Genomic DNA, 21,946 nt, shown 5'->3' with positions numbered 1-21,946 from the left:
GAGTGTTACCCGGCTTTGGGAAACCGTTGGGGCCTGGCACACGTTGTTCTATCGAAGAATGTGGCCTGATGGTTCATCTCATGGGCGGTGTTTAAGCCGGTATGGTTCTTCATGCCATGAATCAGGACGACCGACTAGGTCCCTACCGACTGCTCCGGCGGCTCGGTGAGGGAGGCATGGGCGTGGTCCACCTCGCCGTCGACCCCCAAGGGCGGCAGGTGGCCGTAAAGGTCCTCCGCGCCGAGGTGGCCGGTGACGACGTGGCCCGCCGCAGGCTCTCCCGAGAGGTGGAGACCATGCGGCGGGTGCGCAGCGAGCACATCGCCGAGGTGCTCGACGCCGATGTGACGGGCCACCGGCCCTACATCGTGACCCGCTACGTTCCCGGCAGCCCGCTGGACGAGCTGATCAAGCAGGACGGTCCCATGGACCTGCCCGCGCTGCTCAAGGTCGCCCACGGGGTGGCGACGGCGCTCGCCGCCGTGCACTCGGTCGGGGTGATCCACCGAGACCTCAAGCCGGGCAACGTGCTCATCCTGGACGGCCAGCCCGTCCTCATCGACTTCGGCATCGCGCAGGCCGTGGACGCCACCCGGCTCACCCAGACCGGCATGTTCATCGGCACGCCCGGCTACCTCGCCCCCGAGATCATCGAGGGGCACGAGGCGGGGCCCGAGGTGGACGTGCACGCCTGGGCGGGCACGCTGGTCTTCGCGGCCACCGGCCAGCCGCCCTTCGGCAAGGGCACGCTGGAGATGATCTTCTATAACATCACCGCGGGCAAGGCGAACGTGGACGCGGTCCCGCAGCCGCTCCAGCCGGTGCTGCGCGCCGCGCTCCAGCGCGACCCCGCCAAGCGGCCGAGGGCGGCCGAGCTCGCCGCCCGGGTGGAACGCCTGCTGCCCCAGGCGGGCGGCCGGGGCCGGGTGCCCGACGACGTCGCCACGGTCGCGGACTTCGACGACTCCGGCCCCGGCCGTCCGCCCGCGCGGGGCGGCCAGGGCCGCCTCTCCGGCGCCCCGCCGGTGACCGGTCCGCTGCTCCCCACCGGCCCCCTCCCGGCCACCGGCCCGATGCTCCCCACGGGTTCCCTCCCCGCCACGGGTTCCCTCCTGCCCACCGGGCCGCTTCCCTCCACCGGGCCCGGCCTTTCCGACGGACCGGGCCTCCCGGGCCGGCCGGCGGGTCGGGGGGATCACGGCGTTCCCTCGGGTACCGGTGCCCCGGGCGGCCCCGGTGCGCCGGGCCGCGGGGAGGGGGCCGATCCGGGAGATCTGCCGACCCCGGTGGCGTCCCGGCCGGGGACGCCCACGCCGTGGCCGCCGCCCCCGGTGACGCCGCCGCGCGAGTACGTCTCGCTGCTCGGCGACCGGCAGGAGCCCGACCCTTGGCCCACCCGCAGGGTGACGGCCGAGGAGCTGCGCCAGGCTGCCCAGCAGTCCTCGCACGACCTGCCCACCGGCCTGCTCGGTCCGGAGGACACCCCCACCAGGGGCGCGCCCCCCGGCCCCGGCGCCTTCGGCGCCCCGAACGCGTCCCCCGGGTCCAACGTCTTCGGCGGGCCCAACGCCCCCGCCGGCCCCAACGCCCCCCACGCTTTCGGCAACCCCACCGGCCCCAGCGCTCCGAACGCCGCCGGTCGGCTCGGCGCCACGCTGCCGGTGCAGGACGGCGACATCCCGACCCAGCGCGTCCGCCCTCAGGACCTGCAGGAGTACCGCAACCAGGCGCAGTACCCCGGCCAGGCGCACCCCGCCCAGTCGTACTCGCAGCAGCAGGCCTCCTTCGAGCAGACGCCGCAGGTCCGCCAGTACTCCGGGCCGCACTCCACACCGCCGCACGCGCCGCCGCCCTACCCCTATCCCCACCCGCAACCACAGCACCGGCAGCAGGCGCCCGCACCGCTCCACCCCGGTCAGCGTCCCGGCCACGCGTTGCAGCGTTCCAAGGCGTACGGCGTGGCGAGCGCGCTGCTGCTGTTCACCGTGGCGCTCACGGCCGTCGTCGCGCCGATCCTGGTCGCCGCCGTGGTGATCCCGGCCGTGATCCTGCTGCGCGCGGCCGACATCGCCCAGCCCCGGCTGAACGCCCGGCGGGCGGCGGGCGCCGCGGCGGCCGACGTCTTCCGGGTGCTCGGCCAGCCGGCCGCGCTGGCGAAGTCGGTCGGCGTCACCGCGGCGCTCGTGCCCTACGGGCTGATCCTCGGCCTGCCGGTGACGCTGCTGCTGGCCGTGCTGGTTCCCAGGATGCCGGCCGGCAACGCGCTGAGCTGGGGCGCGACGGTGGCACTGTGGACCGTGTGCGCCGGACCCGGAGTGGAGGGCCCCAACCGGCAGATGAGACGTACCCTGGCATCATTGCTGCCTTCACGCGGCGCGGCCGTCATCGCGGCCTCGGCGCTGGGGGCGCTGGCCGTGCTCATGCTCTTCCTGACGATCGGCACCGTGGGGGCGCGTGCGAGGGAGGCGCGGTGGACACCGGTCGATGTCGGGACGGTGGTGGAGAAACTGCAGGACCTACGAGACAAGGCGGCGCGATGACGGGGGAGACACGGGCGCCGGAGAGGCTGGGGCCATACCGGCTGCTGGAGAAGATCGGCGAGGGCGGCATGGGGGTCGTCCACCTGGGGCTGGACGAGGACGGCCGCGAGGTGGCCGTCAAGGTGCTGCACCCGCACGTGGCCGCGGACCTCAAGGCCCGTGACCGGCTCACCCGCGAGGTGGAGACCATGCGGCGGGTGCGCAGCCCGCAGGTCGCCGAGGTGCTCGACGCCAAGCTGACCGGCGGGCAGCCCTACATCGTGACCCGCTTCGCGCCGGGCCGCACGCTGGAGGAGACCGTCCTCACCGACGGCCCGCTCACGGCGCACGAGGTCATCAAGCTCGCCCAGGGCATGTGCGCGGCGCTGGTGGCGATCCACGCGGCCGACGTCATCCACCGCGACTTCAAGCCCTCCAACGTGATGATCGTCAACGGTGAGCCGCTGGTCATCGACTTCGGCATCGCCCACCTGGTCAACGCCACCCGGCTGACCCAGACCGGCATGTTCGTCGGCACGCCCGGCTACCTCGCCCCGGAGATCATCCGTGACTCCGAGATCACTCAGGCCGCCGACGTCCACGCGCTGGCCTCGACGGTCTTCTTCGGCGCGACCGGCAAGCCGCCGTTCGGCACGGGCAGTTTCGAGGTCGTCTGCTTCAACATCATGGAGGGCCGGGCCAACGTCGACCTGGCCCCCGCCTGGCTGCGCGGCTGGCTCCGGCGGGCCCTGGCCGTCGATCCGGCGGCCCGGCCGAGCGCGCAGGAGCTGCACCGCATGGCGCGCGCCCTCGACCCCACGGTGACGGTCTTCCACGAGGCGCCGCCCGCCTCGGTCCCCGACGGCGGCACCAAGGTGCTCAACACCGATGGCACCAAGGTGCTCAACTCGGACGGCACCAGGGTCCTCAACCCCGACGGCACCAGGGTCCTGGACGGCCAGAGCCCCTCACCGTCGACTCCCTCCCAGACCCCGCCCCCTCCTCCGGCGAACGGGACCCGGGTGCTGCCGCAGGACAGCACCTACTCGGACCTGCTCCCTCCGGTGGAGTACGCCAAGCCCGAGCGGCGTGAGCGCAGGCCGCGCCCCGAGGCGGACCGCTCCGGGGTGGGGGCTCCGCCCCCGTACGTGCCGGCCACCCCGCCTCCGCCGTACGTCCCCGCGCCGCTCTCGGCCCAGCCGAGGACCGCCCCGCCGCCCTACGCCGACCAACGGGTCGCCGGATATCCGCCGCCGAGGCCCACCACGCCGAGCAGTCCGTACCCTCCGCCCGGTGAGGCCCGGCCGTATGTGCCGCCACCCGCGCCCCGGCCCCAGGCCCCGCCGAGGGAGCGTTCGCAGTATCGCGCCGGACACCCGCTGGCCGCCGCGCTGCTGCTGACGATCCTGGTCGCGCTGGCCTGCGTGCTGCCGGTCGTGGTCAGCGCGTTCGCGGTGGTGGCCGCGCTCTGCCTCCGGGTGGGCGAGTATCTCTTCGGCGACCTGGCCCAGCGCCGCTCGGTGCGGGGCAACAGCGCGGCCGATCCGCTGCTCGCGCTGGTCGGCACCCCCTGGGCGCTGATCAAGGCGGTGCTCGCGACGCTGGTCACGGCCCCGCTGGCCGCGATGTTCGGCATGTGCGTGTGGGGCGCCCTCAGGTTCGTCGTGCACCTGCGGACCGACCCCGCCGCCGCCTACGCGGCGGGCGCGTTCGTGGCCGGGCTGTTCGTGCTGCCCGGTGGCGGCAAGCCGCGCAAGGCCGTCTCCCGCGCGCTGACCGGGGTGATCCGCAGCCCGGGGGCCGCGATGGTGACCACGATCGCCCTGGGCACGCTGGCGTTCTTCACCGTGATGGCCGCGCTGACGATGGTGCCGTCCTTCGTGCCGTGGGACCAGCCGTCCGACGTGGTGGAGCAGCTCACCAGGGCCTGGCGGGAGCAGGTCAACAACGGCAAGATGGGCGCGCTCGATCTGATCCGCGGCCTGTTCAACGACCTGATGGACAGCCTCGGACTCGGGTTCGTCACCTTCTAGTCGTTCCGTTCGGAGTCCTGGGCGGTCGGTGGCGCAGGCGGTGGGAGACAAGGTGGTGCGGGAAACATCGTATTTGTGCGGCATGTGTCCATGCATGGGGGGTTTTCTTGGGGCCGCGCCGTGCGAGAACGGTTCCGCTGATGCACGATGAAGGGGACCGGCCGGAGGGAGCCGCATGGGAGCGACGGACGGTGAACGTCTTGGCCCATACCGCCTGCTGTCGACGCTTGGCGCGGGAGGTTTCGGCGAGGTCCATCTCGCGCTGGATCCCGGCGGGCACACGGTGGCGGTCAAGATCCTGCACCCGCACGTCGCGGCCGACGCGACGGCCATCGCCCGGCTGGCCCGCGAGGTGGCGACCATGCGCCGCGTCCAGGGGCCGTACGTCGCCGAGGTCCTGGACGCCGCGATGGAGGGCGCCCGCCCCTACCTCGTCACCCGCTACGTGCAGGGCCGCCCGCTCAGCACGGTGATCTCCGGTGACGGGCCGGTCGAGGGCGAGCCCCTCGTACGGCTCGCACGCGGCCTGGCCGAGGCCCTGGTAGCCATCCACGCCGCCGGCGTCGTCCACCGCGACCTGAAGCCCGCCAACGTGATCCTGGCCGACGGCGAGCCGGTCGTGATCGACTTCGGTATCGCGTGCGCGCTCGACTCCTCCTCGGTCACGGTCTCCGGGGCGATTCTCGGCACGCCCGGCTACCTCGCCCCCGAGATGCTCGAAGGCGCCGACCCGGGGGCGGCGGCCGACCTGTTCTCCTTCGGGGCCACGCTGGCCTACGCGGCCACGGGCCGGCACCCCTACGGCGCCGGCCCCGCCCTGGCGGTCGGCTACCGCGTCGTCCACCACGACCCCGATCTGGAGGGGGCGCCCGGCTGGCTGGCGCCGCTGCTCCAGGAGTGCATGCGGCGCGACCCCCGGGACCGGCCCTCCGCCGGCGCGCTCCTGGCCCGGCTGGACGCCGACGCCCCGGCGGCACACCCGGCGACCCCGAGGTCCCGTACGGCCTCCGCCGCTCCCGGCGGCCAGGGGGTCTCGGAGGCCGGGGGCGTCGCGGGGACCGGGGGCGCCTCGGACGGCCGGGCCCTCTTGGAGGGCCCGGCCCCCTCGGGCGGCCGGGACGGCGCCGTGGGCCGGGAGCCGGCGGGGGTCCGCGAGGTCGCCGACCCCCGGGACGCCGGGCTCCGGGCGCCGGAGACCGGCGTGCACGCCCTCACCACCAGGGAGTGGCGCCTGGGGCGCCGTCCGCCGCCGGGCAGGCTCTCGGCGGACGAGGCCCGCGAGCGCCGCAGGGCCGTCCTGCACCGCCGCTGGGTGGTCGGCGCGGGCCTGCTCGTCTCGCTGGCCGCCGCGGCGGCCAGGAACCCGCTGCCGGAGGTGTCGCTGCTGCTGCTGACGGGCTACGGCTCGGTGATGCTGGTGGACGGGGGGATCGCGCTGTTCGCCCGGAGGAACCGTGCCCGGGCGATCGTCGATCTGGCCGGTGGTGCCGGTGCCATCGTGCTCTGGGCCGTGCTCGGCACGTTCTTCAGCCCGCTGACCCTCGCGCTGGCCCTGGGGACCGTCCTCTTCGTCCTGGTGGCGATCCTGCTGTCCAGCTGAGCCTCGGTGACATCCGATGGCTGCGGGGCGTAACGGGATCCCCCTCACCTGTTCCGGAATATAGCTCGGTAAGGTGGGGAACGTGACCGATCAGGCGGGCGTGTGGTTTTTCGGTGCGGGCCGTACGGTCCGGTGGTTTGCGCCTAAATTACTGATGGGTAACATGGTGTCGGAGGGGCAGGGGCGGGTATGGCCCGGCCGGTCCACCCGACTGCCACACCACCCTTGGGCACCTGGCAGTCTTGGCATCACGTGCGCGTGCCCCGCGTGCACGTACCGAGCATTCGACGCCAACCGCAGCGATGCGGGGCGTACGCGAACACGGGAGGTCGGCCACCGGTCATGAACATCGTCGTCTGCGTGAAGCAGGTCCCCGACACTGCGACCGAGCGCAAGCTGAGGTCCGATGACAAGACGCTCGACCGTGACGCCGCCGACGGCGTCATCAACGAGCTGTGCGAATACGCGGTCGAAGAGGCCCTGCGCCTGAAAGAGGCGCACGGCGGTGAGGTGACCGTTCTCACCATGGGGCCCGACAGGGCCGCCGACACCATCCGCAAGGCCCTGGCCATGGGCGCGGACAAGGCCGTCCACCTGGTGGACGACGCGCTGCACGGGTCCGACGCCCTGGGCACCTCCTACGCCCTGGCGCAGACCCTCAAGAAGATCGGGTTCGACCTGGTCGTGCTCGGCTCCGAGTCGACCGACGCCCGCACCGGCGTGCTCGCGGCCATGCTGGCCGAGCGCCTCGGCGTGCCGCAGCTCACCTTCGCCAACAAGGTCGAGGTGGACAACGGGGCGATCGTCGTCCAGCGCGTCACCGACTACGGGTACGACAGGGTGGAGGCCACGCTACCCGCGGTGGTCTCCGTGGTCGAGAAGATCAACGAGCCGCGTTACCCCTCCTTCAAGGGCATCATGGCCGCCAAGAAGAAGCCGGTCGAGAAGCTGGGCGTCGCCGACGCCGGGATCGACGCATCCCAGGTCGGCCTGGCCAACTCCTGGAGCGAGGTCGCCGACTTCGCCACGGCCCCGCCCCGCGCGGCCGGCACGATCGTCAAGGACGAGGGCGACGGCGGCGTGAAGACCGCCGACTTCCTCGCGTCGAAGAAGTTCGTCTGAGAACGGGGGGCAACTGATATGTCTGAGATTCTCGTTCTGGTCGAGCACGTCGAAGGTCAGGTCAAGAAGGTCACGCTCGAACTGCTGACGCTCGCCCGGAGTCTGGGCGAGCCGTCGGCGGTCTGGGCGGGGGCCGGATACTCTCCCGACGCCAGGGCCAAGCTGGCCGAGTACGGCGCGGAGAAGGTCTACGTCGCGGACTCCGCCGACATCGGCGACTACGTCGTCGCTCCCAAGGCGGAGCTGCTGGCCCGGCTCGTCTCGGAGAAGTCCCCGGCCGCGGTGCTGGTCGCCGCGACGGCCGAGGCGAAGGAGATCGCCGGGCGGCTGGCCATCAAGATCGACTCCGGGGTGCTCACCGACGTCGTGGGCGTCCAGGACGGCATGGTCGCCGAGCAGCCGATCTTCGGTGGCGGCGTCAACGTCCGGTCGCGTGTCACCAAGGGCACCCCGATCGTCGCGGTCCGCCCCAACTCGACGCCGATCGAGGCCGCCACGGGCGCGGGCGCCGAGGAGCAGGTCTCGGTGACCCTCTCCGACGCGGCCAAGGCCGCCAGGATCGTGGAACGCGTCAAGGAGGCGAAGGGGGCACGTCCCGAGCTCACCGAGGCCGCGATCGTGGTCTCCGGCGGCCGTGGCGTGGGTTCGGCGGAGAACTTCGCCATCATCGAGAAGCTGGCCGACTCGCTCGGCGCGGCCGTCGGCGCCTCCCGCGCCGCCACCGACGCCGGCTGGTATCCCCACCAGTTCCAGATCGGCCAGACCGGCAAGACCGTGTCGCCGCAGCTCTACATCGCGGCGGGCATCTCCGGCGCCATCCAGCACCGGGCCGGCATGCAGACCGCCAAGACGATCGTCGCGATCAACAAGGACGCCGAGGCTCCGATCTTCGAGCTCGCCGACTTCGGAGTCGTGGGTGACCTGAACCAGGTCGTCCCGCAGCTCACCGACGAGGTCACCAAGCGCAAGTAGCCGCCTGGGCGCCGTTGGGCGCGCCCACCGGGACGCCGGGCGGCCGTCAGCAGGCGCTATCAGACGCCGTCGGGCGTCCGCTGGAGGTCATCCGGGCGCCGTCAGGCGCCGCGCGCCCCGTGCGTGAACGGCGGGCGACGGCACGGCCGGGACGGCGCCGCACCTTTTCCGGGGGTGCGGCGTCGTTTCGCGTCTTCCGTGCCCTGCGGAGAGTCCTTGTCGCTGCCGAGCTGCTCGGCGGCCAAATCAGCCGATCACGGGCTCGCACGGTGGGCCGGACACGGGATCGTTACATTCGGTACGGACAGGTGGCCGCGTCATGCGCGGAACCTCCGCACAGGCGCTTGCTTGTTCGCTTCCGGGAGGACGGGGCTTTTCTCCGGTCGATCATCGGCGGTGAAGACCGGGCGAGTCAGCCGATCGTCCGGCTGGGCTCGTCCAGCCATATTCGCTGCCCCTCGGGAGCGACGGTCATGCCGAACCGGCCGCGGTCCGGCTCTCCCCAGGCGACCCACTGGAAGTAGGCGGCGACGACCTCGTCCCAGACGGGACGGTCGCCGTACTGGCGGACCTCGAACTCGGCCTGGCCCGGCCGCCAGGTCACCGCGGCGGCCCGGGGCGTGGCGGGCTCGAACACCCACAGCCGGTAGGCGTCGTCCCAGATCAGATTGCGTGAGTACAGGCCGGTCAGCGCGGCGATCGCCAGATCGGCCCCGGCCGGGGCGTGGCCGATGGTGCGCGGGTCCACCGCCGTGACGCCGGCTCGGTGGTCTCGTGTGTGGCTCAGGACGCCTCCGGGCGGGAGGCGCTGGGAGCGCATGATCCATGTAGGAGGCGAACCCGTGGAAGCGGCCGTGCGCGAGCCCGCCGGGAGTGACGACGAGCCGTAGTTCGTGGCCGGTGCCGAACCCGGGGACGTACGGGGCGACGACCACGCCGCCGGGCCTGGCCTGTCGCACCCAGGCGTACGGCACCGCGCGTACCCCGCAGGTCACATGCACCCGGTCGTACGGTTCGCCTTCGGGATGGCCCCGGGCGCCGTCGCCGACGACCAGGCGCACCCGGTTGTTACCAGTGGAGGCGAGGTGCTTGGCGGCCTGTTCGGCCACCGCCGGATCGACCTCGATCGAGATGACCTGTCCGCTGCCGCCGGTCAGATGCGCGAGCAGCGCGGCCGTCCATCCGGTGCCGGTGCCGACCTCCAGCACCCGGTGACCCGGTTCGGCCTCCAGCAGGTTCAACAGCCCGGCCACGGTGCTGGGCGCCGACGAGGAGGAGGTGTAATCGGCCCCGGCGGGCAGCTCCACGACACCGTCGACGCCGGCCAGGTCGGTGATGGCCAGCGCGCCGTCGCTGAGCTGGGTGACGATCGACTCGTCACGGTAGACCGCCTCCCACCACGCCTCCGAGTCGGTGTTACGGTCGATGACGCGAAGGCTCCCGTCGTGCGGAACCATCGCCAGCTCCGGAACGAAGTCATGGCGGGGCACCGCTCGCATCGCCTGCACGACCGGCTCCTCCAAGCGGCCCAGGGAGGCGATCAGGCGCTCGACGCGCTCGGGAACCCCGGGCACTACTTACCGCCGTCCTTGCCCTTGCCCTCACCGGCGTGCTCGCCTACGGGGTCGCGCTTCCGGTCGGGGCTGTGGACGATCTCCGACAGGTCGAGATCCCTGTCCTGGGGGCCTTTGCCGTCGTCGTGCTTTCCCACGCGCTTCTCCCCACCGTCACCCGCCCTTGTTTCCTCACCGTGACCGTATGCACACCGAGTGTATGCGAGCAAGGGGACAGTCTTGTCACGCCGTGTACCCGCGCTGGGGCCTTCCTGCGTCGTTTCCGCCTCAGACCAGCCATGTACGCCGATCCCGATGCCGATGCGGTAGAAGCCGGCTCCGGTGGCGGTGTACGGGACGGTGTTGCTCGGGAGCATGTCGATGGGCGCCCATTCGACCTTGGCGCACCTGCTCGGCTCGGCGTTGACCACCTCGCCGTCCCAGGTGTCGGCGGCGAAGAAGAGCCCGACTCGCGGCCGGCCTTCGGGGGACAGATGGTGGACCACGACGGCCGGTCGCGGACGGCCGGGGGCGATGGTGACACCGACCTCCTCCCGGGCCTCGCGGACGGCGCAGCCGACGCCGGTCTCGCCGGGGTCGAGACATCCAGAGGGCAGGCAGTACAGCCCATCGGCGTACCCGGTGCCCTGACGAAGGGACAGCAGGATGCGGCCGTCGCGTCCGGGGATCACGTGGACGTCCACCGAGACCTGCCGGCGCCGCGTCGTCATGGGGGCACCGGTCTTTCCCGGGGCGGGTATGACGCCCGTGACGACAGCCCAAGGACATGGCCGGTGAGGGCCACAGCGGCGTCTTGCGGTGCTCGGTATCGACTCGGTGAAAGGCGTATCCGCTGGCGGCCAGGATGTGGGCGAGGCTCTCGTGCGGGGGGGTCTGGTGGGACCACCCGGGAGAGAGGTGGTCTCCGGTGGGGCGATCATGTCTTTTGGTGCCCATTGAGGCTTTCTTCACCTGAAGTCGCAGGCCACGGCCACGTGGCGTGGGCCCGGAGTTCCCAGCCTTCGGCGGGGCCTTACATCGTCTTGTAGAGGTGGAGGTTGCCGAGGTGCGGGAGCGTGCCGCCGGTCAGGGGCTCGATGTCGAACGCGTCAAGCGCGGAGGGGAGCTCCTCTCATGGTTTATGTGCCGTTTTCGCATTCGTCGGTCTTGGTGGGGCGATAGTTGATGTAATCACTACTGGGAATATCGGGAAAGTTGTCGTAGAAGAAGCTTTTCCATTCGTCGTTGAGGAATTTTTCTAGCTTCTTCTTTATGACTTCACAGTCCGCGTGGGAGTTGTTGGGGATGCCGATCCCGTAATTTTCCTCGTCCCCAAAGGAGATGTCGCTCAGTACTTTTACATTGTCTTTATATGTTTTGCTCTGCGCGAATCCGTACAGGACGATCTGGTCGGTGGAGACCGCTTCAACGTCTCCATCGATGAGTGATTCCATGCAGTCCTTCAAAGAGGGCTTGGTGGTGACAAAGATATTGCTCCCACTGGTTTCGGCCTTCTTGAGCTTGTCGTTTCCTGTTGTTTCGGCTATGGTGCATACGTTTTTTCCCGTGTTTTTCAGGTCGTCAACATCCTTGATCGTGCTGTTGTCGGCCCGGACCATTACTCCCTGCTTTGTTATCAGATATGGACCGACGAAGTCCACTAACTTTCGACGGTCATCGGTCATGGAGAAGGTTGCCACAACCATGCTGACCCCTCCCGGGCTGACCTCTCTCTGTCGGAGCTTGCTCACCCTTTCCTTAAGGGAGATGGGAACGTTTTCTTTTTCGATTTCCAGTTCTCTGAGCAGCCAATCGGCCAACTGCAGATCGAATCCATCGTTCCCGCTAGGGTTTCCCTGCTCCACGAGTGAGAGGCCGGGGTGGTCCGTGACAATGCCGATGTTAACGTGCGCACCCCGTGTGAGAGTCAGAGGGCGAGGAGCCCCAGAGAGGGGAGGAGAAGAGCCTGGAGTGGAAGCGCAGGCGGCGGAGAGAAGGACAACTCCGAGGGCGACGTATCGTAGGGAACGAATCATGAATTACCTCGGGTTCTTAGTTGAAAAGGACGGCTTCGGAGACTTCCGGTTTGACCTTGCAGCCTTTGTTGACCTTATTCAGGGTGACGAGGATGTGTCCTCCGCGCTCGATTCCGGCGACAGGTAGCCGAACCTCCTTCCCGGAGGAAACATCCTTCACGGAGGAGCGTGAGGAGATTTGCCCCGGAACCCCATCCACCTCAGGGGTGACTTCGAGTCGTGCCGGTACGACGCAGTTACCCGTTGAATCCAGATTGGTAAGGCTGAGAGTGAGGGCGAGGTTCTCATAGCCTGCGGGCGGGCTGGAAAAAGTTATCTGAGCACTATCCCCCTCTTTCATTTCTTTGACATTGAATTCCGCGATCCCCGTAACACTTCTGTCGGGCTTGTGAAGAATGAACCACACCGTTGACGCGAGAAGGACTCCTATGGCCGCCGACGCCGACAGCATCCACCAGAGGCTCCGTCTTTCCACGGTGGTACGGGGAGCTCTGGGGCGATAGAAAAGCGCGATCGAGAATGAGATGGCCAGACCTGCGAGCAGCAGAGGCTCGTTCACGCCGTTTTTGGAGTAATGCGCGAGAAAAACGACTCCGCCGAGGCCGGTTCCGACGAATATTGGTATGAACCAGCACAGCTCCCGAGGGGAGAACATTCTCTGCAGCGCCAAACGGGAGACGCCCTCCGCTCTCCGGCCGGTTCCCTCCCTTTCCGAGGGCGATTCGACAGGCCCATCGTCGCTCTGCGGTGTTATGAAGGTCGCCGTGACCAGACCGACCGTGCTGACGATCGCGCCTATCACGCTGCCCAGCTTGTCGGCTGCTTCCAGCCCGGACATCGTGAGCGCCATCGTCAGTGTGCTTGCGCTGACGATGGCCAGGACTATTCCCACTCGCAACACGACGCGTCTCGTCACTCTTTACATTCTCCGGAAAAAGAAACCTGGGCCAAGGGAAGATGTCAAACCGTTATGTGGACCTCCTGGCTGCGCTGAGCTTTTCATCCTGCTTCGCGGAGTTTGAGCACGAGCCCGCTTGGGCGAGCCGACCCATATGAAGCGGGCAGTAGCCTGGACTTGGCGGCGCGCGCCGACTCCCCAGCCCCGCGTTCACCCGCCCTTCGGACGCATGCGGCTTGGCGTGGACGGAGCAGGTGCCCTTTTGGGAGGGCGGCTTGTCGCCGCCGTTGTACGGCACGAAGATCTTCTCACCTGTACCGATTGAAGTTTCATTGAAGTACCGCACGAAGCGTTCCGGCACAGGTGGGGGCCAAGGAATATCTTGGCGGACGGCGGGGTCGACATTCGGCCAAACGATTGAAACATGCTGTGGATCGGCCTCGCGCCCACCGGGCAGGAGGCCCGGCGTGCGCACGACCGCGAACTCCTCGCGCGGAGTTCACCTGCTGATGTGTATCGTACGGAAGTCGACTCAAGCGCTCCAGCGATTGTCACACGTCTTCGGTAACGGCTGGCTTCCTCGATTGTGGTCCTGCCCGTTGAGTGGGAGACGCCCCGCTCCCGGTCGCATTTGGATGCTTCCGTTTACTTGTTCATATTGAAGGTGTGAAGAGTGGGCACTGTCTCATCCGGTAAGGAAGGTCAGGGTGTGGGGATGCCCTACAAGCTTGCGTTCGCATATAGCCTGAGCGGGTGTTTGAGAGGTGATCGCGGGGTTCGGCGATCCATTCCAGCGGACGGAGTCCTGGCCGCTGAGCGGGATGACGTCGGTGATTCGCGACAGCGTGCCGATCGTCGCCCGTCGGAGCATCGCCTCGCTGGCCGGCGGGAGGCGAGGGGAACACCGTGTCATGATCTCGCGTTCCGTGCCTTCTCTGGCAATGGTCGCGGACCAAGGGCCGTGGGGGACCAGCGGGGTGACCTCGCTGGACGGCACGTCGGCCGGAGGCGTGACGGTGGGCAGACGGGCCGGGCCACCGCGGCGCCGGGCCTCCAGTCGGGCGTTCATCAGCTTCCCGGACGGCTGGACGTAGTCGTGATCGGCCGCGGCGTCGGCGTCGACTTCGAGCATCGCGGCCAGGACCTCGCGCTCGCCGATCTCCGGGTTGGCCAGGGCCTACAGGATCGGCGGTCCGGCGGTCAGGCCGCCATGGACAGTTCCTGCTCCCGGGCCTGCTCCCGGTGGGTCGCTGTGGCGCCCGGACGTGGGAGGAATCGGGCGAACAGGGTGATCAGGACGCCGAGTGCGATGGCGATGCCGAGCGCGGTCCTCAAGTCGGTCACGTCGGAGAGGAAACCGATGATCACCGGGCCGAGCAGCAGTCCCGCGTAGCCCATCGCGCTGGTCTGGGCGATGGCCGGACCCGGGTTGCCGACCGCCTCGCCCGCCAGGGACATGGCCATCGGGGAGACCGTCGCCACCGCGACACCCACGAAGAGCATGGCGGAGACCGCGATCAGGGCGGTCGGGGCCATGAGGACCACGGCGAAGGTGGCGGCGGTGGCCAGACCGGCGATGATGATCATGCTGCGGGCGCCGAAGCGGGCCCGTGCCCGGTCGCCGGTGAGGCGGCCGAACAGCATGCCCGCCTCGAAGATCGGGTAGCCCAGCGCGGCCAGCGCCTCGGGGGCGCCGAGCACGTCGCGCAGGTACAGCCCGTTCCAGTCGGCGACCGTGCCCTCGACCATGAACGCGCAGAAGGCGATCACACCGAGCAGGTAGACCACCGGCGGCATGCGGCGACGGGCCGTGGCCGCCCCCCTGGCCACGACGGGGTCGGGCAGGTAGGTGCGGCTGATGAAGATCAGCAGGGGGAGCGTGACCAGGGAGACCAGGGACAGGTGGGCCGTGAACGACAGTCCCGCCGAGATGGCCACGGCGCCGACCAGGCCCGCGGAGATCGCCCCCACACACCAGCCCGCGTGCATGCCGTTCATCAGCGGCCGGCCGTAGGCGCGCTCCACCGTCGAGCCCTGCGCGTTCATCGCGACGTCCACCGCGCCGAACGCCATGCCGAAGAGCCCGGCGGCGACCAGCAGCAGCGGGAGGCTCGGGGCGAACGCCAGCAACGCCAGGGTGATCGCACAGAGGGGAGCGCCGACCCGCAGTATGCTCCGGCTGCCGAAGCGCGTCATCACCCCACGCATCGACTGCATGGTCACCAGCGCGCCCAGGCCCCACACCAGGAGGGTGACACCGATCGACGCCTCGGACAGGCCGAGTTTGTCGGACAGCGCTGGAATACGCACGGTCATCGATCCGCACAGCAGCCCGGCCAGCATGAATGTGAGAACCGCTCCGGTGCGAGCCGTCCTCAGGTCGCGGGTCATTGTCGATCCCTTCACAACGTGTTTTAAAAGTTCGGTAAGTGGGCACACCGAAGTCGGTCGCTTCCGCACGCGCGGGAGCGACCGCCAGTTCTCCGGGAGATTCCGCCCGTCAGGCGGGCAGCAGGCCCAGCAGACGCCGTTTCAGCTCGGCGTAGTGCTCGTCGTCGTAGAGGCCGGGGTCATGGCTGGCCACGTCCCACAGTCCCTCGCACGCGAGACGGACGATCTGCGCCGCCGCGGGGTCGGGCTCGCTGTCGAGCCCCTCGCGGTGCCACCGGGCCATCGCCTCGCGCAGCGGGGCGAGCAGATAGGGATTGCCCGAGGCCCCGGTGACCACGGCCCACCGCCGCAGCCTGCCGCTCCGCACGGCGGCGAACGTGGCCGCCAGATAGCTCTTGGTGTAGGTGGTGTGGCCCTGAGCGGCGACGAGCTCGTCGAAATCCGCGATCAGTCGCTCGACCATGCCCTTGATCAGGGCTTCCTTGGTGCCGAAGTGGTAGAGCAGGCCGCCCTTGCTGCATCCGGCGCGTTCGGCGACGGCCGACAGGGTGAGAGCCTGGGAGCCCTGGTCGCAGAGCAGATCCTCTGCCGCGTCCAGCAACCCCTCCCGCCTCATGTCCGTTACTGTACCGTCCGGACGGTTTAGTGGTCAAATGCGCGGACGGTCCGCTCGTTAACCGGCAAATGCGGGGGCGGCCTTCTCCTTGACCACCGATACCCTTGAAAGGCCATCACCGGTCCGGGAAAGGGGAGTGCGGTAGTGGAGTCCGCCTATCTCGATCATGCGGCGACCACGCCGATGCTTCCCGAGGCGATCGAGGCGATGATCGCCCAACTCGATCAGGTCGGCAACGCGTCGTCGCTGCACACCGCGGGCCGCCGCACCCGCAGGGTCGTGGAGGAGTCGCGGGAGAGCATCGCGGACGCGCTCGGCGCCAGGCCCAGCGAGGTCGTGTTCACCTCCGGGGGCACCGAGGCCGACAACCTGGCCGTCAAGGGCCTCTACTGGGCGCGCCGCGCCAAGGGCGCGAACCGGATCCTGATCAGCGCCGTCGAGCACCACGCCGTGCTCGACCCCGCGTACTGGCTGGGCGACCATCAGGACGCCGTCGTCGAACCGCTCGACGTCGACGAGTTCGGCCGTGTGCGCCCTCAGACCCTCCGCGCCGCCATCGAGCGCGACCCGGACAGTGTGGCCCTGATCAGCGTCATGTGGGCCAACAACGAGGTCGGCACCGTCCAGGGGGTCCGCGTGCTCGCCGCGATCGCCCGCGACCACGGCATCCCCTTCCACACCGACGCGGTCCAGGCCATCGGCCAGCTTCCCGTCGTGTTCGCCGACTCCGGGGTGGACGCGCTGACCCTCTCCGGCCACAAGGTCGGCGGCCCGATGGGCGTCGGCGCGCTGCTGCTCGCCCGGGGCGTCGACCCCGTGCCGGTGCTGCACGGCGGCGGTCAGGAGCGTGACGTGCGCTCCGGCACCCTCGACGCCCCCTCCCTGGCCGGGTTCGCCGCGGCGGTGCGGATCGCGGTGAGCCGCCGGGCCGAGACCTCCGCCCGGCTCACGGGGCTCCGCGACGACCTGATCCGCGGGGTCCGCCAGGCCGTGCCCGACGTGACGCTCAACGGCGACCCGGTGGACCGGCTCCCCGGCAACGCGCACTTCTCCTTCCCCGGCTGCGAGGGTGACGCGCTGCTCATGCTCCTGGACGCCAAGGGCGTGGAGTGCTCCACCGGGTCGGCGTGCTCGGCGGGGGTGGCGCAGCCGTCCCACGTCCTGCTCGCCATGGGCGCCGGCGCGGTCCGGGCGCGGGGCTCGCTCCGCTTCTCGCTCGGTCACACCTCGACCGAGGCCGACGTGGACCGGGTGGTCGCCGTGATCGGCACGGTCGTCGAGCGCGCCCGCCGCGCGGGTCTCAGCTGACCCGACCTCCGAGCCTGTTCCAGGCCGACGCGCGGGTGGCCGACGCGGGTACGCTCAGGGGTGTTTTAACGACATCCCCACGGATAAATCCGGGGGATTTCCCAGCTCAGACCGCACCTGATCCACCGTCCCGGAAGGAGGCGATCTGATGTCTGACGTCGTCGGCACCGGCACGGTCGCGTTCGGCCGTGGCGAGGATCGTTCTCGCGGCGTTGAGGTCGCGGTCCGCGGTGTATCCGCAGGCCGCGCACTCGAAAGTCCGTACACCCAATCCGAGGCGGAGATTGGCTCTCTCGCCGCACTCGGAGCAGGTCATCGTGGTGTAGGCGGGCGGTACCAGCACCACCTTCCGGCCCGCCCGCGTGCCACTTTCGATCAACTGCCGTTTGCACGCGCCGATCGCGGCGTCTGCGGCCTTGCGGGCCATGGACGTCCCAGCCAGGAACTTCGGCTTGAAGTCCTCAATGGCGATCAGCGTGTGGCGATCGACGATGTTCTTGGCCCAGACGCGGGCATCGTGGGTGTTTTGCCGGGCTGCCTTTTTCGCGATCCGGGCTGCCTGCCGCTTCGCGGTCAGGTAGCCCTTCGACGCCGGGCGGCCTTTCGACCGGCGGCGGGCCATCTTGCGCCGGGCTTTGGCCAGTTCGGCGGCGCAGCGCTTGCGGTGGCCGAGGTGCGGCAGGTCGAAAGCCGGGTCGGTGGTGGTGGCGGTGGCCTTCACGCCCCAGTCGACACCGATCCCCGGCAGGTCCGCATCCGAAGGTTCGGCCTGGTCGCGGTGGACCACGAAGGACGCGTACCAGTGGCCGAGATTGTCTTGGCAGACGCGGACGCTGGTCGGTTCGGACGGCAGGTCGCGGGACCAGACGACCGGGATGGCCACCTTGCCGGGCAGGCACAGCCGATCGTTCTTGATCGAGAAACCCCGGGTGGTGTACTCCAGGCTTGGCAGTGCGTCCTTCTTGCGTTTCCTCTTCGGACGGCCACGACCCTTGACCTTGAACGAGGCGTCCAGGGCGGCGGCGTAGGTACGCAGCGTCTGTTGCTGAGCCACCTGCGAACCGGCCCGCAGCCAAGACAGCCGGGACCGTGCCTCGGTCAGCTTTTTCGACAGTTTGCCGAACGTCGGCTTGCAGCCCGACTTCTGCTGGTGCACGGCCTCGTTCCACAGCCACCGGCAGCGCGACCACTCTTCGAGCAGTGCGGCTTGCGCCTGGCGGCCGGGCCGCAGGCGGTAGGTGTAACGCACTGTCTCGATCATGTCGATTACTATACAGACCCTAGCTGTATAGTCAAAAGCGTGGACGAGATCCGATCGAACAACAACGTCGTGTACCGCTGCACCTACCACGTCGTCTGGTGCCCGAAGTACCGCCGGGACGTCATCAAGGGCGACGTCGACACCCGGCTCAAAGAGATCATCCGCGAGGTGTGCGCCGAACGCGACGCCCCCATAGCCGAACTGGAAACCATGCCCGACCATGTGCACCTGCTGGTCACCTGCGACCCGCAGTACGGCATCCACCGGCTGGTCAAGCAGATCAAGGGCCGATCCTCGCGCCTGCTGCGCGCCGAGTTTCCGCACCTCAAGTCTCGGATGCCGACCCTGTGGACCAACAGCTACCTCGTCGCCACCGTCGGTGGCGCGACGCTGGAGATCGTGAAGAGGTATGTCGAGAACCAGCGCAACGTCTGACCAGACGCCCATCCGCCTTGGCGGCGGATGGGCTACCCCTGACCCGCTCCGCAGGGGTTCCGCTTCCTCCCCACGGCTAAAGCCGGGGGTTTCCACGGAAGGATCCTGATGAGACTTCGCGTGCTTGCCGCCATGTCCGGCGGCGTCGACTCCGCAGTGGCGGCCGCCCGCATCGCCGAGGCGGGCCACGACGTCACCGGCGTGCATCTGGCGCTCTCCGCCAACCCGCAGTCGTATCGGACCGGTGCCCGGGGGTGCTGCACGGTCGAGGACTCGCGGGACGCCCGCAGGGCCGCCGACGTGATCGGCATCCCCTTCTACATCTGGGACATGGCCGAACGGTTCCACCGGGACGTGGTCGAGGACTTCGTCAGCGAGTACGCCGCGGGCCGGACGCCCAACCCGTGCCTGCGGTGCAACGAGAAGATCAAGTTCGAGGCGGTCCTGGAGCGGGCCCTCGCGCTCGGCTTCGACGCGGTGGCCACCGGGCACCACGCGCGGATCGTCGACGGCGTGCTGAGCCGCAGCCCCGACGGGGGCAAGGACCAGTCCTACGTGCTCGGCGTGCTCACCAGGGAGCAGCTCAGGCACGCCGTCTTCCCACTGGGCGACTCGACCAAGGCGCAGGTCCGCGAGGAGGCCGCGAGGCGCGGGCTCATGGTGGCGAACAAGCCCGACAGTCACGACATCTGCTTCATCGCCGACGGCGACACCCGAGGCTTCCTGGAGGCACGCCTCGGCGCGGCCCAGGGGCCCATCGTCGACGAGTCCGGCGAGGTGATCGGCGCGCACGAGGGGGCGTACGGCTTCACCGTCGGCCAGCGCAAGGGCCTGCACATCGACCGTCCGGCCGCCGACGGCCGCCCACGCTACGTGCTGTCCATCGAGCCGGTCTCCAACACGGTCACCGTCGGCCCGCGTTCGGCCCTGGAGGTCACGACCATCGTGGCGGAGCGCCCGGTGTGGAACGGCCCGGTCGCCGAGCCGCGCGAGCCGCTGGCCTGCACGGTCCAGCTCCGCGCGCACGGAGAGGTCTACGGCTGCCTGGCGCTGCTCTCCGGTGAGGAGGTCCACCTCACGCTGGACGCCCCCGCCACCGGGGTCGCGGCCGGGCAGGCGGCCGTGCTCTACCTGGGAGACACCGTGATCGGATCGGCCACCATCGCCAGGGCTGCCTGACCCGGCCCCCGCCCGGAACCGCGTCCCGGCGGCAGGGGACCTCCGGGGAGGGCGATCCGGCGGACGGGGGCCTCCGGGGCGGGGAGGGCTCAGGGCAGGGTGACGGACTCGCCCGGCTTCAGACGGCGCATCTCCGCCTTCTGCAGGTCGGACTCCATGCCCAGCCAGGTGTCGATCAGGCCGAGGCCGACCTCGTTGAGCAGGCCGTCGTGGGTGGAGAAGGCCCTGGCCGGGCGGATCAGCCGGAGATACTCCACCATCTCCGGCGCCTTCATCCACGGCGCGTTGGTCGGCACCAGCAGGGTGGGGACCTCGACCCCGGGCGGGGTGAAGGCGTCGCCCGGGTAGAAGACCTCCTCGTCCACCAGGAAACCGACGTTCCGTACGATCGGCAGGTCGGGATGGTTCGGCGCGTGCCACTCGCCGACGACCCGCACCCCGAAGCCGGCCGTGTCGAAGGTGTCGCCGTGCCGTACGACCTGGATGTTCGCCGGGACGCCGGCCAGGACGGCGGCCACGGCCTCGTTGGTCCAGATCTCCAGCGACGGGTTGGCCTGGGCCGCCCTGCGCAGCCGGTCGGCCTCCACGTGGTCGAAGTGCTCATGGGTGATCAGGACGGTCGCCGCGCCGTCCAGCGCGGCCTCCTCGCTGAGGGCTCCCGGGTCGATCACCAGGACCGCCCCCTCCCTCTCAAGGCGGACGCACGCGTGCCCGAACTTCGTCAGCTTCATCGAAACTCCTTGAGCGTGAAGACCCCGGGCTCACCCCCGGGGAGGAGGCCAAGATCCCAGCCTAGGCCGGAGGGGTGCCCGGCGGTCCTAAGCTGGCAGCCGTGAACGATCGGGGCGGGCGGGCCGGTCCGCGCGGTGACGGCCGTCCGTGCCTCGACGAGCGTGGCTGGGAGCCGGCATGAGTGAATATCCGTGGAACGAGTCGACCGCGACCGGTGTCGGGTCACATCCGGGAGAGGACCACGCGGAGGCGGTCAGGGTCGTCTTCGGCGAGGTGCCCGCGCTGCCGTACCTTCCGGAGCTGCCCGCCAGGGGCGTCGGCGCCGACATGATCGGCCGGACCGCCTCGCTGCTGGTGGAGCTGCCGGTGGAGGTGCAGCCGTCGGGCTGGCGCTTCGCCGACCGGCCGGGACGCGACTTTAAGCGGGCCCGTGACCATCTCCTGCGCGACCTCGACGCGCTGGAGGAGACGGCCCAGGGGCACGAGGGCCCCTTCAAGGTCCAGGTGGCGGGGCCGTGGACGCTGGCCGGGGCGATCGAGCTGCGCCACGGCGACAAGACGCTCGCCGACCCCGGGGCGGTGCGTGATCTGGTGGAGTCCTACGCCGAGGGGCTCGCCGCGCACGTCGCCGACGTCCGCGGGCGGGTGCCCGGCGCCTCGCAGATCGTGGTCCAGCTCGACGAGCCGGGGCTGCCCGCGGTCCTGGCGGGTACGGTGCCGACCGCCTCGGGGTTCGGGCGGCTGTCGGCGGTCGACGCCCCGGTCGTCACCGACCGGCTCGGCGCCGTGCTCCCCGCGGGGGCGTTCACCGTCGTGCACTGCTGTGCGCCCTCCGTCCCCTTCGACGTTCTGCGCCGGGCGGGGGTCAACGGCGTCTCGCTGGACGCCTCCCTGCTCAGGCGGCGCGACGAGGACGTGATCGGCGAGTCGATCGAGGCCGGGATCGCGCTCCTCCTCGGCGTCGTGCCCGCCGTCGACGCCCCGCTGCCCGATGTCGGGGTGGTCGCCAGGCCCGCGGTCGGGCTCTGGCGCCGCCTCGGCTTCCCCGTCGCCGCCCTGGCCTCGCAGGTCGTGCTCACCCCCGCCTGCGGGCTGGCCGGAGCCTCGCCCGGCTACGCCAGGGCGGCCCTGGCCAGGTGCCGGGAGGCGGCCCGCGTGCTGCGGGACGATCCGGGCGAGTGACCTTCCCCGCGTCCGCGTGATCTCCCGGGCATTGGCCATCTACGGGTAAGGCCGTCCCGTACTGTCGGTGCTCGGCGATAGCGTTTCCCTCGGTTGTGGTTGACGAGGG

18 protein-coding genes and 1 pseudogene are annotated in these 21,946 nt (G+C 70.0%); 9 read left to right on the top strand and 10 right to left on the bottom strand.

All coding sequences use genetic code 11. From position 1 onward, the window contains the following. The first annotated feature begins 116 nt into the window (after window positions 1-116). The 5 genes from ACWEF2_RS08545 to ACWEF2_RS08525 all read left to right on the top strand — a co-directional run bounded on the left by ACWEF2_RS08545 (window position 117) and on the right by ACWEF2_RS08525 (window position 8,246). Window positions 117-2,540 (top strand): protein kinase domain-containing protein, encoded by a 2,424-nt coding sequence (locus ACWEF2_RS08545; RefSeq protein ID WP_453813176.1) that lies wholly within the window; start codon window positions 117-119, stop codon window positions 2,538-2,540. Then, a complete protein-coding gene (locus ACWEF2_RS08540) occupies window positions 2,537-4,552 on the top strand; it encodes a serine/threonine-protein kinase (RefSeq protein ID WP_453813174.1) in 2,016 nt (671 codons plus the stop codon). Before ACWEF2_RS08545 ends, ACWEF2_RS08540 begins: the two co-directional genes overlap by 4 nt. Window positions 4,553-4,727: 175 nt before the next feature. Continuing rightward, window positions 4,728-6,152, top strand: coding sequence for a serine/threonine-protein kinase (locus ACWEF2_RS08535; RefSeq protein ID WP_453813173.1), 1,425 nt, complete (start codon window positions 4,728-4,730; stop codon window positions 6,150-6,152). Between the two features lie 342 nt (window positions 6,153-6,494). Further along, window positions 6,495-7,274: an electron transfer flavoprotein subunit beta/FixA family protein gene (locus ACWEF2_RS08530; protein WP_453813171.1), complete on the top strand. Its 780-nt coding sequence runs from the start codon at window positions 6,495-6,497 to the stop codon at window positions 7,272-7,274. Between the two features lie 18 nt (window positions 7,275-7,292). Continuing rightward, window positions 7,293-8,246, top strand: a complete 954-nt coding sequence (locus tag ACWEF2_RS08525) for an electron transfer flavoprotein subunit alpha/FixB family protein (protein ID WP_453813169.1) — start codon at window positions 7,293-7,295, stop codon at window positions 8,244-8,246. 412 nt (window positions 8,247-8,658) lie between these two features. On the opposite strand, the gene ACWEF2_RS08520 is transcribed toward ACWEF2_RS08525, so the two are convergent. The 8 genes and pseudogenes from ACWEF2_RS08520 to ACWEF2_RS08485 all read right to left on the bottom strand — a co-directional run bounded on the left by ACWEF2_RS08520 (window position 8,659) and on the right by ACWEF2_RS08485 (window position 15,740). Beyond that, the gene (locus ACWEF2_RS08520) at window positions 8,659-8,994 is read right to left on the bottom strand and encodes a hypothetical protein (protein WP_453813417.1); all 336 of its coding nucleotides are present in this window, start codon (window positions 8,992-8,994) and stop codon (window positions 8,659-8,661) included. Between the two features lie 184 nt (window positions 8,995-9,178). Continuing rightward, window positions 9,179-9,703: pseudogene (locus ACWEF2_RS08515) on the bottom strand (methyltransferase domain-containing protein); the annotation flags it as partial. Between the two features lie 116 nt (window positions 9,704-9,819). After that, complete coding sequence (locus ACWEF2_RS08510) at window positions 9,820-10,530, bottom strand: NUDIX hydrolase (protein WP_453813168.1); 711 nt, start codon at window positions 10,528-10,530, stop codon at window positions 9,820-9,822. A gap of 408 nt (window positions 10,531-10,938) precedes the next feature. Further along, window positions 10,939-11,835 (bottom strand): transporter substrate-binding domain-containing protein, encoded by an 897-nt coding sequence (locus ACWEF2_RS08505; protein ID WP_453813166.1) that lies wholly within the window; start codon window positions 11,833-11,835, stop codon window positions 10,939-10,941. Between the two features lie 16 nt (window positions 11,836-11,851). After that, window positions 11,852-12,751: a hypothetical protein gene (locus ACWEF2_RS08500; protein ID WP_453813164.1), complete on the bottom strand. Its 900-nt coding sequence runs from the start codon at window positions 12,749-12,751 to the stop codon at window positions 11,852-11,854. A gap of 667 nt (window positions 12,752-13,418) precedes the next feature. After that, the gene (locus tag ACWEF2_RS08495; RefSeq protein WP_453813162.1) at window positions 13,419-13,865 is read right to left on the bottom strand and encodes a hypothetical protein; all 447 of its coding nucleotides are present in this window, start codon (window positions 13,863-13,865) and stop codon (window positions 13,419-13,421) included. A gap of 68 nt (window positions 13,866-13,933) precedes the next feature. Next, window positions 13,934-15,124, bottom strand: coding sequence for an MFS transporter (locus ACWEF2_RS08490; RefSeq protein ID WP_453813160.1), 1,191 nt, complete (start codon window positions 15,122-15,124; stop codon window positions 13,934-13,936). 109 nt (window positions 15,125-15,233) lie between these two features. Further along, window positions 15,234-15,740, bottom strand: coding sequence for a TetR/AcrR family transcriptional regulator (locus ACWEF2_RS08485; protein ID WP_453813158.1), 507 nt, complete (start codon window positions 15,738-15,740; stop codon window positions 15,234-15,236). 144 nt (window positions 15,741-15,884) lie between these two features. Here ACWEF2_RS08485 and ACWEF2_RS08480 point away from each other — a divergent pair, with 144 nt between their 5' ends. Then, a complete protein-coding gene (locus ACWEF2_RS08480) occupies window positions 15,885-17,048 on the top strand; it encodes a cysteine desulfurase family protein (RefSeq protein ID WP_453813156.1) in 1,164 nt (387 codons plus the stop codon). 106 nt (window positions 17,049-17,154) lie between these two features. Here the strand turns inward: ACWEF2_RS08480 and ACWEF2_RS08475 are convergent, their stop codons facing one another. Then, complete coding sequence (locus ACWEF2_RS08475) at window positions 17,155-18,309, bottom strand: RNA-guided endonuclease InsQ/TnpB family protein (protein ID WP_453813154.1); 1,155 nt, start codon at window positions 18,307-18,309, stop codon at window positions 17,155-17,157. A 39-nt stretch (window positions 18,310-18,348) separates the two neighbouring features. On the opposite strand from ACWEF2_RS08475, the gene tnpA reads away from it, so the two are divergent. After that, window positions 18,349-18,744, top strand: a complete 396-nt coding sequence (gene tnpA / locus ACWEF2_RS08470) for an IS200/IS605 family transposase (protein WP_453813152.1) — start codon at window positions 18,349-18,351, stop codon at window positions 18,742-18,744. Window positions 18,745-18,852: 108 nt separating this feature from the next. After that, the gene (mnmA, locus tag ACWEF2_RS08465; RefSeq protein WP_453813150.1) at window positions 18,853-19,923 is read left to right on the top strand and encodes a tRNA 2-thiouridine(34) synthase MnmA; all 1,071 of its coding nucleotides are present in this window, start codon (window positions 18,853-18,855) and stop codon (window positions 19,921-19,923) included. An 89-nt stretch (window positions 19,924-20,012) separates the two neighbouring features. Here mnmA and ACWEF2_RS08460 read toward each other — a convergent pair whose 3' ends face one another. After that, on the bottom strand, window positions 20,013-20,654 hold the full coding sequence (locus ACWEF2_RS08460; protein ID WP_453813149.1) for an MBL fold metallo-hydrolase: 642 nt from the start codon (window positions 20,652-20,654) through the stop codon (window positions 20,013-20,015). Window positions 20,655-20,832: 178 nt separating this feature from the next. Between ACWEF2_RS08460 and ACWEF2_RS08455 the strand changes: the two genes are divergently transcribed. Continuing rightward, a complete protein-coding gene (locus ACWEF2_RS08455) occupies window positions 20,833-21,837 on the top strand; it encodes a methionine synthase (protein WP_453813148.1) in 1,005 nt (334 codons plus the stop codon). The last annotated feature ends 109 nt before the right edge of the window (window positions 21,838-21,946 follow it).

This window comes from Streptosporangium sp. NPDC004631, from assembly GCF_053601935.1.
The sequence above is the reverse complement of the archived record's forward strand: the minus strand, read 5'-3'. Positions and strand labels throughout refer to the sequence as shown.